This window comes from Actomonas spartinae, assembly GCF_051209155.1.
GTDB lineage: Bacteria > Verrucomicrobiota > Verrucomicrobiia > Opitutales > Opitutaceae > Actomonas.
This window is the reverse complement of record NZ_JBPJGB010000002.1, coordinates 159,628-174,819: the sequence shown is the minus strand read 5'-3', so window position 1 is coordinate 174,819 and position 15,192 is coordinate 159,628. Positions and strand designations below refer to the sequence as shown.

The window sequence follows — 15,192 nt, the reverse complement described above, 5'->3', positions numbered from 1 at the left end:
TAGCCGAAGCTATCCATGTCCATCCGTGGTTAAAAAAAACCTGCCTCTCCGGCCGCCTCCATCCCATGGATCCCGTCACCATCACCATCGTTGTTGTCTTCGTGTTCGTTGCCTTTCGGCTGCTCGGCAACCTGAACGCCATGAAACCGGACGAGGCCGCCCGCCTCGTCGAGAGCGGTGAGGCCGTGCTCGTCGACGTGCGCGAACCCGCTGAATGGGCCGGCGGCGTCGCCAAACCCGCGCTGCTGCTGTCGCTCTCCGACCTGCGCGGACCCCGCCAGCAATGGGGGCCCGCGCTTGAGCAGCACCAGGGCAAGACCTTCCTGCTCTACTGCGCCAGCGGCATGCGCTCCGGCACCGCCGCCCGCCAGCTCATGTCCGAAGGTCACACCGCCAAGAATCTGGGCGGCTTCGGTCGCTGGGCCCGCTCCGGTCTGCCCACCCGTCAACCCTCCGCCAAAGAACTCCAGTCCTGACCTGATCTTCCCGCCATGAAACCCACGCCCCGTCACACCGTCCTGATCGCCCTGCTCATCGGCCTGCCGCTCCTCCAAGCCGCGACCAATAAAAACCGCGGCGGCGCCTGCGCCGCGACCGGCCCCGGCTGCTGCGCGGGTGGCGGTGGCGGCCCAGGTTGCGCTGCCCCATCAAGCGCCTGCGGCACGGCCGGGCCCTGCGGTTTGACCGCAGCCCTCACCGACGAAACCCGGCCGCAGTTCGACGCGGAAACCATCGCCTTGCTCCGCGATCAGGTCGCCGAGGAACGCATGGCCGCGCGGGTCTACCGCACCCTCAGCGAACGCTACCCGCGGGTGCCCCCTTTCCAACGCATTCCCCTCGCCGAGGACCGCCATGCCGGTTCCGTCACGACCCTCCTGGCCAGCGCCGACCCCAACTTCTCCCTTTCCGCCATGATCTCAGACTCGTCGTATTCAACCCTTGGTGACGAACTCATCGCGCGCGGCTCCGCCGGCGAGGTGGAAGCCCTGCGCGTCGGCGCCTACATTGAGGAAAAGGACATCCTCGATCTGCGCGCCCTCGCCGTCCGCCTCGATCACGCCGGCGCCAAGGCGATCGTCGCCCAGCTCGAACAGGGTTCGCACCACCACCTCAACGCCTTCGTGCGCAACCTCCGTCGCCACGGCATCAGCTACGAACCTCAGCTTCTCAGCGCCGAGGCCTTCGCCGCCATCGTCCCCGGGGCGAACTGAACCGGATTGCTTTACGAGAAATCTTTCCCGCGCAAATATTGTCATCTGCCGGCAAACCTGAGCCGATTTGAACAAGGAATGCCGAGCCGGCTGGCCGGCATTTCCGCCATTTTAGAATTTTTCTCCCACCAAGAACGTCAGAACGACCATGAACACGACCAACCAACGCCGTAGCTTCCTCAAACAACTCGCCGCCTCCGCCGGAGCCGTGGCCCTCGCGCCGCTCGCGATGCACGCGCAGCCCGCTCCTGCCCACGTCGAGGAGACCGAGCCGACCGCCGTCGCTCTCGGCTACAAGAAGGACACCACCAAGGTGGACGGAAAGAAGTATCCCCAGCACAAGCCCGACCAGAAGTGCGTCGGCTGCGCACTCTACACCGGCAAACCGGGTTCCACCGAGGGTCCCTGCACCGCGTTTGGCAACAAGCTCGTCACGGCCGACGGTTGGTGCATGGCCTTCGTGAAGAAGCCGGCCTGATTCCCGCTTGCTGAACCTTCTGCCGACGTTCCGTCGTTCACCATGAAACTCAGCCGACCTCTCCTGCTCCTCGCGGCGGTGGTCTGGCCGCTCGGTTCAGCGACGGCGCAATCGGCATCCGCAACTTGGCGGGATCCCAGCGATCCCGCCCTCGCGTCCCACCTCGAGGAAGCCCAGGCCTCCCTGCAGCTCCTCGTCTCCACCTTGTCCGCCTCGGTCGCCGAGGCGGTGCAGGACGGCGGCCCCCACCAGGCCGTCGTCGTCTGCCAAATCCGCGCCCTCCCGCTCACCAGCGAAACCGCGCAAAAAACGGCGCCCCGCGTCACCGCGCTCAAACGCACCAGCCTGCAGGTGCGCAATCCGGCCAACGCCCCCGACGTCTTTGAGCAAGCCGCACTCGCCCGCGTCGCCCGTCTCCTCGCCGACGGCGAGGACGTGCCCCGCCTTCTCGTGCAGGAACTCCCCGCGACCGCCGAACACGACGCGGAGGTCCGCATCTACAAACCCCTGAGCATCGGTCCCCAATGCGTCGCCTGCCACGGCGACCCGGCCGGCTTTAGTCCGCGCCTGCGCCACACCCTGGCGGAGCGCTATCCCGCCGACGCCGCCATCGGCTACGCCGTCGGCGACTGGCGCGGCCTCATCAGGGTCTCGCTCACACCGTAGGCAGCAACGCGAACCTACGCGCTTGTTCCCATGACCAAACGAGTGCGGGCATGCGGCGGCATCGTGCGGATCGATGTGACGCTGTTCTGACGCGGTTTGCCTTTATTCCGCCTAAGTAATAATTCCCCAGGCAGCACCCTCGCATACCATCGAGGAGTGTAGCAAGGTGTTCGCATCTTGGACTTTGCGTATGCCTGTTCGTATCCACCCAAACGGCAGGGCCCCAACTCGGCACGCCCCGTTGTGACTGAACCTCGATGCGGAAGGTTGAGCACGAGCTGGCGACGCTGCTGGTGCCTGCTCGTTTGCGGTGTGGCAGCGACCATCGCCCGGCCCGATCCTAGCACCGAATCGGTCCCGGCGAACACCTCCGTCGCTCCGATGCGCATCGCCTTTTCTTCCTCGATGTTCGCAGGGCTGAACGAAAATGACGCCCGCGCGGCGGTGCGGGTTTGGGCTGAGGCCGTCATCAACGAACGCGATCTGGCCGCCGACCCAAATATTCTGCTCTACAACTCGACCGAAAAGATCGTGCAATCGCTCACCGCCGGTGACGCCGATGCCATCGTGCTCACCCTTCCGGAGCTCGCCCACTTGATCGAGCACATCGAGTGCTCCCATCTCTTCAAACTGCTCCCGGTCGGCGGCGACTCCAGCCAGTATGTGTTGTTGGCCAGCGCAGCCGGCGATCCAGGCGAACAACTCGCAAGCCTGGCTGGTGAGGAACTGCTGCTGCTCGACAACGCTCAATCGAGCCTCGCCTTGCCCTGGTTGGACCAGGTCCTCCGCCAACGAGGCCTGCCCGCGGCGACCACCCACTTCAGCAAGATCACGCACACCGAAAAACTTTCGAAGGCCGTGCTGCCGGTTTTTTTCGGTCAGCGCGCCGCCTGCCTGGTGCCCAAACACGGGTTTGATACCATGCGGGAACTCAACCCCCAGATCGGGCGCCAACTTCATCCCATCGCCATTTCTCCGGAAGTGATCCCCCGCCTGGTCGCCACCCGGATGGAATATCGCTCACCGCAACTGCCGAAGCTGGTGGAAGCCCTGACCGAACTCCAAGACTCGCCGGCCGGTCAACAGATCTTGCTCATCTTCCAAACCGAAAAAGTGGTCGAAATCACTCTCGAAGATCTGGCGCCTTCCTTGGAGCTGCTGTCCTCGACTCCGTCGCCCTGACCACTCCGTCCGCAGAGGTAGCGGGAACCGAACCTGGTCAGCCCCGGTTCAACGTGTTTATACGCGCCGGCTGATTGATCTTCCGGCCGGCACCACCATGCTGCGCCACCAACCATGAGCGACACCGCTTCGATTCTGCGCCGAGCCGCCGCGCACTGGCAGGCCTGCGAGCACTGCGGTCAAGTGCACGACCTGGCGAACGCACCACCCCAAGGCCGACTGACTTGTGTGCGGTGTGAAGTGGAATTGCCGCACCGGGTAGCCTCCCGCCACTCGGCCGCCTTGGCGCTGGCCGTCGCTGCGACGGTGATGCTGATCGCCGCGCTGTTGCTGCCCGTGGCCGTGGCCGCCAAATTCGGCGAAGCGCACGCCGGCTACGTGAGTTCGGGTGTCACCAGTTTATGGAGACAGGGTCAGGTTCCGCTGGCGTTGTTGGTCGCCCTTTGCGGCATCGCGGCCCCACTGGGCCTCACGGGTCTGCTCACCGTCTTATTGATACCCGGCGCGTCCCGGCCGCGGCAACCCACTCGCCGCCGGCTGCTGCGACTTGCCGCCTGGTGTGAACGCTGGTCAATGCCCGAGGTGCAATTGCTCGGCGTGCTGGTGGCGTTCACCAAACTCTCCTCTCTCGTCGACACCTCGCCCGGCCCCGGACTTTGGTGCTATGGCGCCGCCTCCTTCCTTGCGCTGCTGGCATGGCGCCGCTTCGACCCAGCCGCAGTTGCCCGCACGAGTTCCCCGCTGCTCAACGACGAATGATGAATCCGTCCGAACTCGAAGCCTGCCCGGTCTGCCGTTTGGTCACCACGCCGGCCACGCACGCAGCGGATTGCCCGCACTGTGGTCACACGCGATCCCAGCGTCCGCCGCAGGATGTGCGCACCGCCGCCGCCTTGGGGCTCGCCGCCACCGTCATGCTGGTGCCGGCCTACTGGTTGCCGGTGATGAGCCTCGACCAAATCGGCCATCCGCATGCCGACACCATTTTCTCCGGCGTGGCCAAACTGTGGCGGGGCGGCATGTGGGGCCTGGCCATCATCGTGTTCACCGCGAGCCTGCTCGTGCCGCTGCTCAAACTCGGCGGCCTCGGCCTGCTCATCGCCGCGGCGCGCTGGCCGCGCCTCGGTTCGGCCCGCGCGCTCGGTCGGCTGCACCATGTGCTCCACAGCATCGGCCGCTGGTCGATGCTCGACATCTTCCTCGTCGCCTTCCTCTGCGGCATCGTGCGCTTCGACGGCCTCGCCAGTGTCGAGGCCCGGCCGGGCGCGCTCGCCTTTGCCAGCGTGGTCATCCTCACCCTGCTCGCCACCAGCGCCTATGATCGCCGCCTGCTGTGGCGAAGGCGCGCGTAATCCTTTTACCCTAACACCGCCATGAGCTCATCCCCGCCCACACCGGACTCCGCCCCGCGCTCCCCTCGCAACCTTCCGCTCGTCTGGATCGTGCCCGTCATCGCCGTGATCGTCGCCGCCTGGCTCATTCACCGTGAGTTCCGGCAGGAGGGCATGCTCATCACGATTCACTTCGCCGACGGCGCCGGCATCGAGGCCGGCAAAACCCCGCTCATGCACAAGGGCGTGGAGGTCGGTCACGTGAAATCCGTCGCGCTCACGCCCGACCTGGACGGCGTCGATGTGCAGGTGGAGCTGGCCGACCATGCCCGCCCGCTGGCGGTTGCCGGGTCCGAGTTTTGGCTGGTGCAACCGGAGATCGGATTCGGCGGGGTGCGCGGCCTCGAAACCCTCGTGCGCGGCACGCACCTCGGAGTCCGCGCGGGAACCGGCGCGCCACAGGATCGTTTTGAGGCCCTGGCCAAGGCGCCGCCGGCGGCCGGTGAAGCGGAAGGTCGGCGCTTTTGGCTCACCACCGATCACCTCGGCAGCCTCAACCCGGGCACGCCGGTGTATTTCCGCGGCATCAAGGTCGGCGCCGTCGCCACCGCCAAACTCAACGACGACGCGACCGAGGTCATGGTCGAGGTCAATGTCTTCGAACCTTACTACCGACTCGTGCGACCGCAGACAAAGTTCTGGAACGCCGGCGGACTCGATATGAAGGTCGGCCTGCTCGGGGCACAGCTGCATAGCAACTCGCTCGAGTCGCTCGTGGCCGGCGGCATCGCCTTCGCTACGCCGGACGACGCCGCGGACGCCCCCCTCGCCGAGGCCGGCACGGTATTTCAACTGCAGGAGGAGGAGGAGAAAAGTTGGCTCAAATGGGCGCCGAGCATTCCGTTTCTCGACCAACTGACCGGGCCGGCGGAGCCGTCCGCCAGCGACGGGGCAGAGCAAACGGACGAATCGGAAAACGGCGGATAACTCCGCCACGTCGTGCGTAGCCATTGGGCGACAGACTGTTAAGGTAGCCGCATGTGGACCTGGGCCGAATGGATCGCTGATCAGGCTGTCTTGCTGACAGGCTGGGATGCCGCGCAAGGTGCGGGCGCGGCCCTGCACTTCTTCATCTACGACCTGCTCAAGATCGTGGTGCTGGTCGCGGTGGTCGCGTTCATCATGGCCCTGGTGCGCGGCGCGTTGCCGCTGGATCGCATCCGCGTTGCACTCGATCGACCAGGTGGGCGCACCCTGGGTTATCCGGCCGCGGCGGCTTTCGGCGCGCTCACGCCATTTTGCTCCTGCTCTTCGGTGCCGGTGTTTTTGGGCTTCGTGCAGGCGCGCTTCCCCATCGGCGTCGCGTTCGCCTTTCTCATCACCTCGCCGCTGGTCAACGAGATTGCGGTGGCTTTGCTCGGCGCGACCTTTGGCTGGAAGTTCGCGCTCACCTACGCGCTGGCCGGCATTGCGCTGGGCATCACCGGCGGGCTCGTGCTCACGGTCGTGCGCGCCGACCGCTGGTTGACGGAAGACGCGATGCGCGCGCCCGAGGAAGACGATGAACCCCCGCCGCATGGCATCGGTCCGCGCCTGCGTGACGCCGCCGAAACCAGCCTGTTCATTCTACGCAAGATCGCGCCGTGGTTGCTGGTCTCGCTCGGTCTCGGCGCGGCCATGCATGGCTTCGTGCCGGGCGGATTTTTCGAGAGCCTGTTCGCCGGCACGGGCGCGTGGACGGTGCCCCTGGCTTCGCTCGGCGGCTTGCCACTCTACGTGAGCGCCAACGCCACGGTGCCGCTGCTCGATGCGTTCGTGACGAAAGGGGTCCCACTCGGCACCGCGCTGGCATTTCTGCTGTCAGCGGTCGGTGTTTCCTTTCCCGAGCTGGTGCTGCTGCGCAGCGTGATGTCGGTGAAACTACTCTCGGTCTTTGCCGGCGTCGTGCTCGTTGGCACCACGCTCATCGGTTGGTTGTTCAACGCACTCGGTTAGGCCCACATAGCTGATTGGTTCTCCAGCCCGGGGTTTCACGGATTCACACGGATAAGAAGGCCGGTTCCAGCAGCACAAAACCGTGGGTATCCGTGCGATCCGTGGCACCCTTGCTCCATCTAACAAAGTCGAGCTAGGGCGGGTTGCCACCCGACTTCGACCACCTCCTAGTCTTCGGCATGGATCCAAATCCGTCCGCCGCGCCGCACGTGCTCTTCATCTGCACCGGCAACTACTACCGCAGCCGCTTTTCCGAAGCGCTCTTCAACCATCTCGCCGCCCAGCACGACTCACCTTGGCGCGCCTTTTCGCGGGGCGTGGATATCGACCTGGCGCCGCCCGGTCTCTCGCCCTTCACCGCCGCATGGTTGGATCAACACGGCATCGACCGAAGCCACACCACGCCCGACCGCAACCGCCTCACGACCGCCGACCTGGCCTACGCCCGCATCAGCGTCGCCTTAAAGGAAACCGAACATCGCGCCTTCTTGCGCCGAGATTTTCCCGACTGGGTCGACCGCATCACCTACTGGCACTTTCACGATCTCGACGTCTCCACCGCCGAGGAAATGTTGCCCAACCTCGAGCAGCACGTGACCGACTTTTTCCACACCGTGCACAAGGGCGACCCCGCCGCGGGCCTCGTCACCTGACGGGAGCGGCAAACCCGGTGCGCAGGGTCTTGGCCCAGGCATCGAAACCGAACTGCTCGGCGAGGTGCGCGGCCCGTTCGACGTCGTAGGGGATGGCGCGCAGGGTGATCTCGAATCCGTGCGGCAACAGCTCGACGATAGCGTAGCGCGCGTGCGGCGTGCCGGCTTCCATGCGGTGGGGCACCGGCCGGGTGTCGTCGTAGGCCGGCAGGCCGACGCTGCCGGGATTGAGCACTGTGCAGGTCGCATCCACCCGCACGATGTGAGGCAGGTGGGTGTGACCGCACAGGACCAGCGGCGCGCGGTCGGAGCCGAGGATGTCGGCCACCGTGCTCGGCGCGCGCAGGGTCACGCCGCCGTCGGGGCCGAGGTGTTCCAACAGATACTCCTCATCGCTGCGTGGCGAACCGTGGCAGGCCAGCACCCGGCTCTCGCGGTGCACGCCGGGCCAGGTCTCAATCCACTCGAGGTCGTCGTCGTGCAGCCTCTCGCGGGCAAACTGCGCACTGCCGCTGCGCGCCGCCGGATCGGAGGCGAGAATCATGCGCTCACCGTTCCCGCGCACATGCGCCATGGGCAGGGCACGCAACAGGCGCGCGACGCCGGCCGGGTCGATGGGCCCGTTGAACGCGTCACCCAGATGATAAAGGTGGTCGACGTCGTAGCGTTGCAGGTCTTCCAGCACCGCCTCGAGGGCGGGCGCGTTGCCGTGGATGTCGGCAAGAATGGCGGCTCGCATGCGGAGCAGACTAAGATCGAGCGGCGGGGTGCCGCAAGCCGGGTTCAGCCGCAGAGCTCGTCAATGATGGCGGCCATGGTTTGCTCAACTTCCTGCGCTTCGGCTTCGATGCCGGGGGCGTCATAGAGCTCGAGCAGAAGGGTCGGCTTCATCGTCGAGAGCACCGTGCGGCCGGCCTGTTCATAGATCGCCAGGCGACACGGCAAGGCGCTGGCAATGTCCATGTTGGCCGTGAGCACGCCCTGGGCTTTATGCGGATTGCAGATTTCAAAGACCGTGCAGGGCGCATCGAAGTCCACGCCCTTGGCGTTCATCTTGGCTTTGAGATCGACGGTGCCGATGACGCCAAACTGGTGGGCCTGGCAGGCGGCGGCGACGGCGTCACACACCTCGGCAAAGGGCCGGTTGGTGGTTTTTTTGAGCAAACGATCGCGGGATTCGGAAACGTGGGTTGTCATACCCCAAGTTAAACCGGCCCCACCGCGCTGTCAGGAGCGTCGTGCAGTTTCCCGCACCCATCGATCACTAGGCCAGGGGCGTCTGCCACTGATCGGGCGGGGTCTCGGCCATGAGCGTCGCCAGCGGGTGGTTCAACCACTCGGAGGCATCCTCGATCGAACGAAAGATGCTGATGTTCACTTCGGTGCGCGCGGTCATCACCATCCCGAACATACGGCTTACGCCGTAGTGCGCATCGCGGTGCACGAGCATCGCCACCCGTTTGTCCCCCCAACTCTTAACTGCCTGCCGCAGCAAATCGCTGAGCTGTGACACCTCGTCGTAGGTGTGGGTGTTTTCCAGTTCGCGCAGATCAATCAAGCTGTCCATGCCACCCGGTGGCGGTCGGGTGGTGTCGGCCAAGCGGAGGTGGAGGTAGCGCAGGACTTCCGCAAACTCCACCCGGCCTTGGAGTTTCACAATGCTGAGGCGATGCTCAGGCAGTTGGCAGAAGGAAATCATGCGCGGACGAAAGCGCGGGAGCTTTCGGCCCAGGCGGGTCCTGTCAACGGGCGTCGGGTCTCGGCATCCTTTTCGGAAATTTCCCTAGTGTATTCACACTAGACAGAAGGCAAACAACGCGTTGGCAGCCAGATACGAAAAGGCGCCGGGTTCCATCAACCCGGCGCCGGACCAACGGACACAACTGCGTCCGCGCTGAGACGTTACCCGCGTCTCAGAAGTCGTATTTGAGACCCACGGCCCAGAGCCAAGGGTCGAGCTTGGCGGTGGTGAGCTTGGCGCCACCAGCCAGCACGTCGGAGCGAATCGCGGCGCGCTTCACGTCGACGTTGAAGGACCATTGCTCATCGATGCGGTAGTCGAAGCCCGCCTGTGCCGCGAGGCCCAGACTGTAGTTTTCGAGCTTCAGCGGCACGCCGGCGACCGAAAGGTTGTCGTCAAAGATGAGAGTGAAGTTCACGCCCACGCCAAGGTAGGGCTCAAAGGCGCTGCCGGTGTTGGGGTGATACTGCAGCAGCAGCGTTGGCGGCAGGTGCTTGAACGAACCGAGGTGACCGGCGCCGGTGAGGTCGACGCCGTGCTTCTGCGGGATCGTGAGCACGAGCTCCGCGCTGAGCACGTCGTTGATCGCGTAGTCGATGTCGATCTCCGGAATGAACTTGTCGGTCACGACCACAGAGTCGGCGGCAAAGTTGATGCCCAAGGCCGAGAAGGCCGCAGATTTGTCCACGGTTTCCAAATACGTGGCGCGCAGGCGCACCGACCATGGGCCGGCGGCAAAGAGAGAGGAAGCGGAAGCGATGCCGAGGGCCAAGGCTCCCAGCAAAGCGAAGCGGGATTTGTTCATAGTTACAAGGTGTTGGGTCCGCCGCCACGGTCTTGGGATGGGCGACGGACCGCACCCTAGCGCAAAGCCCGCCTGGCCGACTCGTCACGCTTTGGCCGAACTCGCGCATGAGTTGTCCTCATGCGCAGCGCAATCCCGCAAAATGAATCCTAATCCGACCAACCGCTCAACCGCCTCCCGGCGGGGTAGGCCGCGGGGCCGGCGCGAAGAATGACTTGAGCCAGTGCCCGTTCATGCCCTCGTAAGCGGCATAGGCGTCGGGGCCCAACATGCCTTGCAGTTTGCGGACCGTCTCGTCCCGCATCACGTCCAGTTTGAGCTGCTTCTCCGCCTCGGACAGGGCCCGGTCGTTGCGCAGTTTGAGCACCTCCTGGATGGTGCTGCTTTGCACGTCTCGCGCGTCGCGCGCCACCTGCGCGGACAGGTCAAAGCGCGCGGCGATGTTGTTGATCATCGACATCTGCGGATCCAGCGCCTGCTCCAGCAACGCCATCCGCTCGGGTGGGAGCTGCGCCGCCACCGCCTCCCGCAGCGCCTGACTTTGAGCCTGCTGCCGTTCCGGATCCCACACCCCGAACTGGAGACCCCCGCCCTGCTCCAACAACGCGGCATTGGCCTCGTAGATGAGGCGGAACTCCTCCTCGGTCACGTGCATGATGCCGAGGCGATTGCGCAGCATGTTCGCGTCTTGATCCGCGCGCAGTTTGTATTCGAGCAACTGCTCCGGCGTGAGGAGCTCAGCAAAATCGCGGGCCTTTTCCTCCTCCAGGTAGCGGAGCTGTTTCATGTCCTCGGGCGTCATGACGCTGCCATTGCTTTGGTAGATTTCGGCGCTGATGTCCTGGTAATCGCTCTCGATCGCTTTGAGGCGCGTGAGCACGTCGCTGGGCAACGGGCCGTAACGCCGCCGGTCGATCGCCTCGCGAAACGGATCCGCCGGAGCGGGCTGGCCAAGCAGCCCGTCCACCTCGGCATTGATCGCATCGTGCAGACGCGCGGAGGCCCGGGCCAGTTTCGGCAGATACTGAATGTCCGCGTGATCCCAATACCGGAAGTCCGTCACCTGCGCCGCCAACTCCTCCAATTCTGCGCGATGGGATTCGCGCACCTCGGCCGCCACCAGCGCGCGCACCAGGTGCGGCGGGAAACCCGCCTCGCGCAGACGGGGGACCCATTGATCGAGCTCCAAGGTCGCCAGCCTTGGCCAAGCCGGACCGGCGGCCTCAACTGGAAGCTCCGCTGCCGCTTGATCATCGGCTGTGGCCGACTTTTCGACCGCCGCCGCAGCGGCCACGGCCGCCGGTGCGATTTGATCGGTTTCCGGAGCCGTCGGGCGACTCCACCACAGGGCCGCGTGAGCGGCCACGCTCATCACCAACACAACTGACAGCACAACGTTTTTCATCACGATCAAAAGAGATGGGGGTAAACAAACTCGCAGGACGGCCAGTCACCACCCAGCCTGCCTCCGTCCGCCCTCGGGCCAACCTCAAAAACACCCCGCCCCATGTCCTCCCGCCGCACCTTTGTGAAGTCCGCGCTCGGACTCGCCGCCGCCTCCATCACCGCTTCCCGCCTGCCGGCCGCCACGACGTCTTCACCCGCGGACGACGCAACCTGGTTCGACATCTCCCTCGCCCAGTGGTCGCTCAACAAGGACTTCTGGAGCGGCGCCCGCGACAAGCTGCGTTTCGCCCAGATCGCGAAACAGGACTTCGGCGTTAACGCGGTCGAATACGTCAACCAGTTCTACCTCGAAGGGTTCACCCAAACCGTGACCGCCGAACTGAAACGCGTCTCCGATGGCGAGGGCGTGCGCAATGTGCTCATCATGTGCGACCGCTGCGGCCGCCTCGGCGACCCCGACCCCACCAAACAACAGGCTTCCATCGACGCCCACGAACCCTGGCTCGAGGCCGCCCGCACCCTCGGTTGCCACGCGATCCGGGTGAACGCCTTTTCCGAAGCGAGCGAGAGCTATGGCACGCAACTGGATCGCACCGCCGATGGACTGCGCCGCCTTTGCCGACGCGGCGAAACCTACGGGCTCAACGTGATCGTCGAACCCCACGGCGGCCTTTCCTCCAACGGCGCCTGGCTCGCCGCCCTCATGGATCTCGTCGGCCACCCGCGCGTCGGCACCCTGCCGGACTTCGGCAACTACGGCGATCGCCGCCAAGGCTGGGCCTATGACCCCTACCTCGGCACCGCCCAGTCGGTGCCCTACGCCAAGGGCGTGAGCGGCAAGACCTTCCATTTCGGCAGTGATGGTGAAGAGAACACCATGGATTTCCGCCGCCTCATGCAGATCGTGAAGGACAGCGGTTTCTCCGGCACGATCGACATCGAATACGAGGGCGACGAGATCGACGCCGACACCGGCATCCGCCTCACCCGGGATCTCTTGGTGCGCCTCGGTGGTCGGCTCTGAGACGTGCTCCGGTTGGCGACTGCCAGGCTCAACTCACCCGCATCAGCATCCAGGCGGAGACCGTCAACATGAACACCACCAGATAAGCCACATAACTCAGCGTGGTGGCGAGAAACGCTCTAATCCATCCGGGGCCGAGGGTCCGCCGATAGGCCCACGTTTGGTAGGCGACCGACACCACCACGTAGAGCAGGCCGATCGGCGGAAACAACGCCATCGGGCCCAGAATGAGCAGATAAGCCACGGTGTAGACCGCGAAGATGAAGCTGTTGAGCGCAAGGTGCTCCATCCAGTTGTAGGCCCTTTTCCAATACAACAGGCGACTCACCAGCGCCAGAACCGGCAGCGAGGCCAGCAGCATCAGGTTGTAGTTCTGGCGGAAAAACTGATCCATCGCCGCCAGCTTCTCCGCGGTGCGCGCCGCTTCTTCGCCCGCCTCCGCGGCCTGGTTTGCGAAACCCTCCGAGATATCCACAAAGGTGCCGAACTGGTAGTTCAGGAAGGTCGCGATTGCCGCCAGAAAGATCACCAGCTTGATCGGGTTGCTGTAGCGCAAACGCCCGGCCCCGAGGTAATCCTCAAACGCCACGCGCGGCTCCCGCAGGAAGGCGCGCATCGTGAAGAGAAACCCCTTCTCCGCCGCGATGAAACTCAGGAAGGCATCGCCCACCAACCCCCAGCCGAGACGCCGCAACGTGCGGGTTTCAGTCACTTCAACTTCGGCGGGTGGCGCAACCGGAAGGTCAGAACGGACGACCGAAGACGGCGATGGCGGCGGCGGGGCGCCCGGGTCAGGTGCGGTGCTCACGCTCCCCAGCATGCGAAATTCCGGCCGGGGGCGAGCCCGATCGCCCGCCGCGACGGCTCCGGGCCTTGAAAAAGTTTGGGCCGCCAGCGCACTGGCCTTCACGCTGACGGCCCCGGGCTCCCGATGAAGTCGACTCAACTTCACCGAAAATTGGAACTGGATGGTAAGACGGGGTCGTCCCGCTGCAGAAGGAATCGGTTAACTAAAACCAGAACTCGAACGCCTATTTTACACAAATTTAGGTAGGTCGACCGGTTGCATAGCGTGCACCGCGGTTCATGCGCCCGGTCCGCACAATCCCGCGGCAAGCGTCGGCCCGATCGCGGCATTTACATCGGTTTCTGCGCATATGCGCAATATGTGATGCTTATACGGCAATAGACGCAGGGTAAGTTTGGCTAATTGCGCCGAAGCTAAGAGGAGAACCAACCGTTCAACCAAAACCCTCAATGCGCCCCGCGCGCTGCCTTGCCATGAAATCCCCGTTTCACCGTTCGTTCGCCCTCGCGACGTTGGTCGCACTTGTGTTTTCACCCGCCGTATTCGCCACCAACGGCATGAACATGGAGGGCTACGGGCCGGTCGCCACCGGCATGGGCGGCGCCTCCTTCGCCTACGACAATGGCACGGCTGGCGTCATCAACAACCCCGCCACGCTCTCCCTCATGGAAGAGGCCGCCCGCCTCGATCTCGCCTTTGGCATTCTGGGGCCCGACATCACCGCCACCAGCCCGAACGGTGTCGCCGCCGATTCCACCGCCACCTCCTTTCTCATGCCCGCGTTCGGCTACACCCGCCGCTCCGGCGAACTGGTTTACGGCCTGGCCGTGTTTGGCCAGGGTGGCATGGGCTGCGAATACGAACCCGACTCCTGGCGCGGACTCGGCTTCAACCTCGTCAACCGCACCGAGGTCTCCGTCGGTCGCGCCATCCTGCCCCTCGCCTACCGGGTCAACGATCGACTCCACCTCGGCGCCACCGCCGATTTCATCTGGGCCGGCATGGACCTGCAAATGGCGATGAGCGGCGCTCAGTTCTTTGACCTGGTCAACCCCACCCAGCAGAACTTCGGCCGCGCCTCCGGCTCGCTCGTGCAGGGCTTCTCGCAGATGATGATGACCCTGCCGGCCGGCACCAACGTCGACTACGCCTACTTCAACTTCAGCAACTCGTCCGACTTCACCGGCGAGGCGCAGGGCTACGGCGTGGCCGGCAAAATCGGTCTCACCTACCTGGTGAACGACGAACTCACTTTCGGCCTCACCTACCACAGCCAGACCGACCTCGGCGACCTCGATGCCCCGGGCAACAGCCTCGCCTTCCAGCTCAACATTCCCGGCATGGGCGCCATGCCGCAGGCGTTGCAGGGGACCATCAAGGTCGACGATTTCGAATGGCCCGCCATGCTCGGCGCGGGTTTCGCCTACCGGCCGAACAGCGATTGGCTCTTCGTCGCCGACCTGCGCCACGTCTTTTGGGCCGACGTCATGCAGCAGTTCGCCATGAGCTTCACCGCCGACAACAACCCCGCCGTCAACGGCGGCTTCGCCGGCGCGGTCATGGACGCCGTGCTCTACCAGGACTGGGATGACCAGACGATCATTCAACTCGGCGCCGCCTACCGCGTGACCCCGCAGCTCACGCTCCGCGGTGGCTACAACTACGGCTCCAACCCCGTGCCCAACCGCTACCTCAACTGCCTCTTCCCCGCGATCATCGAAAGCCACTTCACCGGCGGCTTTGGCTACGCCTTCGACGATCGCAACAGTCTGGATGTATCCATTGCCTGGGCACCGGAAAAGAAGCTGACCAGCGGCTACGGTGTCACCGTCAGCCACAGCCAACTCAATTTGCAGGTCATGTATGGCTACCGCTTCTAGGACCTGACTCA

Annotated in this window: 18 protein-coding genes; 12 read left to right on the top strand and 6 right to left on the bottom strand. The window is 64.7% G+C overall.

Translation table 11 applies throughout. The annotated features are described in order from the left end of the window. Positions 1 to 65 precede the first annotated feature (65 nt). From AC0MRV_RS08805 to AC0MRV_RS08760, 10 genes are all read left to right on the top strand, one after another. On the top strand, positions 66 to 476 hold the full coding sequence (locus AC0MRV_RS08805) for a rhodanese-like domain-containing protein (RefSeq protein ID WP_472764090.1): 411 nt from the start codon (positions 66 to 68) through the stop codon (positions 474 to 476). A gap of 15 nt (positions 477 to 491) precedes the next feature. Next, entirely contained in the window at positions 492 to 1,211 is a 720-nt protein-coding gene (locus tag AC0MRV_RS08800; RefSeq protein WP_472764089.1) for a DUF2202 domain-containing protein, read from the top strand. Positions 1,212 to 1,359: 148 nt separating this feature from the next. Continuing rightward, positions 1,360 to 1,689: a high-potential iron-sulfur protein gene (locus tag AC0MRV_RS08795; RefSeq protein ID WP_472764088.1), complete on the top strand. Its 330-nt coding sequence runs from the start codon at positions 1,360 to 1,362 to the stop codon at positions 1,687 to 1,689. 42 nt (positions 1,690 to 1,731) lie between these two features. Then, the gene (locus AC0MRV_RS08790) at positions 1,732 to 2,355 is read left to right on the top strand and encodes a Tll0287-like domain-containing protein (protein ID WP_472764087.1); all 624 of its coding nucleotides are present in this window, start codon (positions 1,732 to 1,734) and stop codon (positions 2,353 to 2,355) included. Between the two features lie 381 nt (positions 2,356 to 2,736). Beyond that, positions 2,737 to 3,537: a PhnD/SsuA/transferrin family substrate-binding protein gene (locus tag AC0MRV_RS08785; protein WP_472764086.1), complete on the top strand. Its 801-nt coding sequence runs from the start codon at positions 2,737 to 2,739 to the stop codon at positions 3,535 to 3,537. Positions 3,538 to 3,651: 114 nt separating this feature from the next. After that, complete coding sequence (locus tag AC0MRV_RS08780; RefSeq protein ID WP_472764085.1) at positions 3,652 to 4,296, top strand: paraquat-inducible protein A; 645 nt, start codon at positions 3,652 to 3,654, stop codon at positions 4,294 to 4,296. After that, on the top strand, positions 4,293 to 4,889 hold the full coding sequence (locus tag AC0MRV_RS08775; protein WP_472764084.1) for a paraquat-inducible protein A: 597 nt from the start codon (positions 4,293 to 4,295) through the stop codon (positions 4,887 to 4,889). The genes AC0MRV_RS08780 and AC0MRV_RS08775 overlap by 4 nt, the downstream gene beginning before the upstream one ends. Before the next feature lie 21 nt (positions 4,890 to 4,910). Next, entirely contained in the window at positions 4,911 to 5,855 is a 945-nt protein-coding gene (locus AC0MRV_RS08770; protein ID WP_472764083.1) for a PqiB family protein, read from the top strand. Positions 5,856 to 5,906: 51 nt separating this feature from the next. Beyond that, entirely contained in the window at positions 5,907 to 6,863 is a 957-nt protein-coding gene (locus AC0MRV_RS08765) for a permease (protein ID WP_472764082.1), read from the top strand. Positions 6,864 to 7,042: 179 nt separating this feature from the next. Further along, the gene (locus AC0MRV_RS08760) at positions 7,043 to 7,516 is read left to right on the top strand and encodes an arsenate-mycothiol transferase ArsC (RefSeq protein WP_472764081.1); all 474 of its coding nucleotides are present in this window, start codon (positions 7,043 to 7,045) and stop codon (positions 7,514 to 7,516) included. Here AC0MRV_RS08760 and AC0MRV_RS08755 read toward each other — a convergent pair. The 5 genes from AC0MRV_RS08755 to AC0MRV_RS08735 all read right to left on the bottom strand — a co-directional run bounded on the left by AC0MRV_RS08755 (position 7,509) and on the right by AC0MRV_RS08735 (position 11,470). Beyond that, positions 7,509 to 8,255, bottom strand: coding sequence for a metallophosphoesterase family protein (locus AC0MRV_RS08755; RefSeq protein WP_472764080.1), 747 nt, complete (start codon positions 8,253 to 8,255; stop codon positions 7,509 to 7,511). The two genes, AC0MRV_RS08760 and AC0MRV_RS08755, sit on opposite strands and share 8 nt — an antisense overlap. A 44-nt stretch (positions 8,256 to 8,299) precedes the next feature. Then, entirely contained in the window at positions 8,300 to 8,713 is a 414-nt protein-coding gene (locus tag AC0MRV_RS08750) for a DUF302 domain-containing protein (protein WP_472764079.1), read from the bottom strand. A gap of 67 nt (positions 8,714 to 8,780) precedes the next feature. Beyond that, positions 8,781 to 9,215, bottom strand: coding sequence for a hypothetical protein (locus tag AC0MRV_RS08745; protein WP_472764078.1), 435 nt, complete (start codon positions 9,213 to 9,215; stop codon positions 8,781 to 8,783). A gap of 214 nt (positions 9,216 to 9,429) precedes the next feature. After that, positions 9,430 to 10,062, bottom strand: a complete 633-nt coding sequence (locus tag AC0MRV_RS08740; protein WP_472764077.1) for an OmpW/AlkL family protein — start codon at positions 10,060 to 10,062, stop codon at positions 9,430 to 9,432. A 166-nt stretch (positions 10,063 to 10,228) separates the two neighbouring features. Then, a complete protein-coding gene (locus AC0MRV_RS08735; RefSeq protein WP_472764076.1) occupies positions 10,229 to 11,470 on the bottom strand; it encodes a hypothetical protein in 1,242 nt (413 codons plus the stop codon). A gap of 99 nt (positions 11,471 to 11,569) precedes the next feature. On the opposite strand from AC0MRV_RS08735, the gene AC0MRV_RS08730 reads away from it, so the two are divergent. Continuing rightward, entirely contained in the window at positions 11,570 to 12,493 is a 924-nt protein-coding gene (locus AC0MRV_RS08730) for a sugar phosphate isomerase/epimerase family protein (RefSeq protein WP_472764075.1), read from the top strand. A 28-nt stretch (positions 12,494 to 12,521) separates the two neighbouring features. Here AC0MRV_RS08730 and AC0MRV_RS08725 read toward each other — a convergent pair whose 3' ends face one another. Then, positions 12,522 to 13,205, bottom strand: a complete 684-nt coding sequence (locus AC0MRV_RS08725; RefSeq protein WP_472764074.1) for a DUF3667 domain-containing protein — start codon at positions 13,203 to 13,205, stop codon at positions 12,522 to 12,524. A gap of 569 nt (positions 13,206 to 13,774) precedes the next feature. Here AC0MRV_RS08725 and AC0MRV_RS08720 point away from each other — a divergent pair. Beyond that, complete coding sequence (locus tag AC0MRV_RS08720; RefSeq protein ID WP_472764073.1) at positions 13,775 to 15,181, top strand: OmpP1/FadL family transporter; 1,407 nt, start codon at positions 13,775 to 13,777, stop codon at positions 15,179 to 15,181. Positions 15,182 to 15,192: the final 11 nt, after the last annotated feature.

Bases quoted from the DNA above. Each gene is read 5' to 3' on its own strand.
- AC0MRV_RS08790 (WP_472764087.1), top strand. From the start codon at position 1,732: ATGAAACTCAGCCGACCTCTCCTGCTCCTCGCGGCGGTGGTCTGGCCG.
- AC0MRV_RS08765 (WP_472764082.1), top strand. From the start codon at position 5,907: ATGTGGACCTGGGCCGAATGGATCGCTGATCAGGCTGTCTTGCTGACA.
- AC0MRV_RS08795 (WP_472764088.1), top strand. From the start codon at position 1,360: ATGAACACGACCAACCAACGCCGTAGCTTCCTCAAACAACTCGCCGCC.
- AC0MRV_RS08780 (WP_472764085.1), top strand. From the start codon at position 3,652: ATGAGCGACACCGCTTCGATTCTGCGCCGAGCCGCCGCGCACTGGCAG.
- AC0MRV_RS08770 (WP_472764083.1), top strand. From the start codon at position 4,911: ATGAGCTCATCCCCGCCCACACCGGACTCCGCCCCGCGCTCCCCTCGC.
- AC0MRV_RS08750 (WP_472764079.1), bottom strand. From the start codon at position 8,713: ATGACAACCCACGTTTCCGAATCCCGCGATCGTTTGCTCAAAAAAACC.
- AC0MRV_RS08720 (WP_472764073.1), top strand. From the start codon at position 13,775: ATGAAATCCCCGTTTCACCGTTCGTTCGCCCTCGCGACGTTGGTCGCA.
- AC0MRV_RS08760 (WP_472764081.1), top strand. From the start codon at position 7,043: ATGGATCCAAATCCGTCCGCCGCGCCGCACGTGCTCTTCATCTGCACC.
- AC0MRV_RS08740 (WP_472764077.1), bottom strand. From the start codon at position 10,062: ATGAACAAATCCCGCTTCGCTTTGCTGGGAGCCTTGGCCCTCGGCATC.
- AC0MRV_RS08785 (WP_472764086.1), top strand. From the start codon at position 2,737: ATGCGCATCGCCTTTTCTTCCTCGATGTTCGCAGGGCTGAACGAAAAT.
- AC0MRV_RS08745 (WP_472764078.1), bottom strand. From the start codon at position 9,215: ATGATTTCCTTCTGCCAACTGCCTGAGCATCGCCTCAGCATTGTGAAA.
- AC0MRV_RS08730 (WP_472764075.1), top strand. From the start codon at position 11,570: ATGTCCTCCCGCCGCACCTTTGTGAAGTCCGCGCTCGGACTCGCCGCC.
- AC0MRV_RS08800 (WP_472764089.1), top strand. From the start codon at position 492: ATGAAACCCACGCCCCGTCACACCGTCCTGATCGCCCTGCTCATCGGC.
- AC0MRV_RS08755 (WP_472764080.1), bottom strand. From the start codon at position 8,255: ATGCGAGCCGCCATTCTTGCCGACATCCACGGCAACGCGCCCGCCCTC.
- AC0MRV_RS08805 (WP_472764090.1), top strand. From the start codon at position 66: ATGGATCCCGTCACCATCACCATCGTTGTTGTCTTCGTGTTCGTTGCC.
- AC0MRV_RS08775 (WP_472764084.1), top strand. From the start codon at position 4,293: ATGATGAATCCGTCCGAACTCGAAGCCTGCCCGGTCTGCCGTTTGGTC.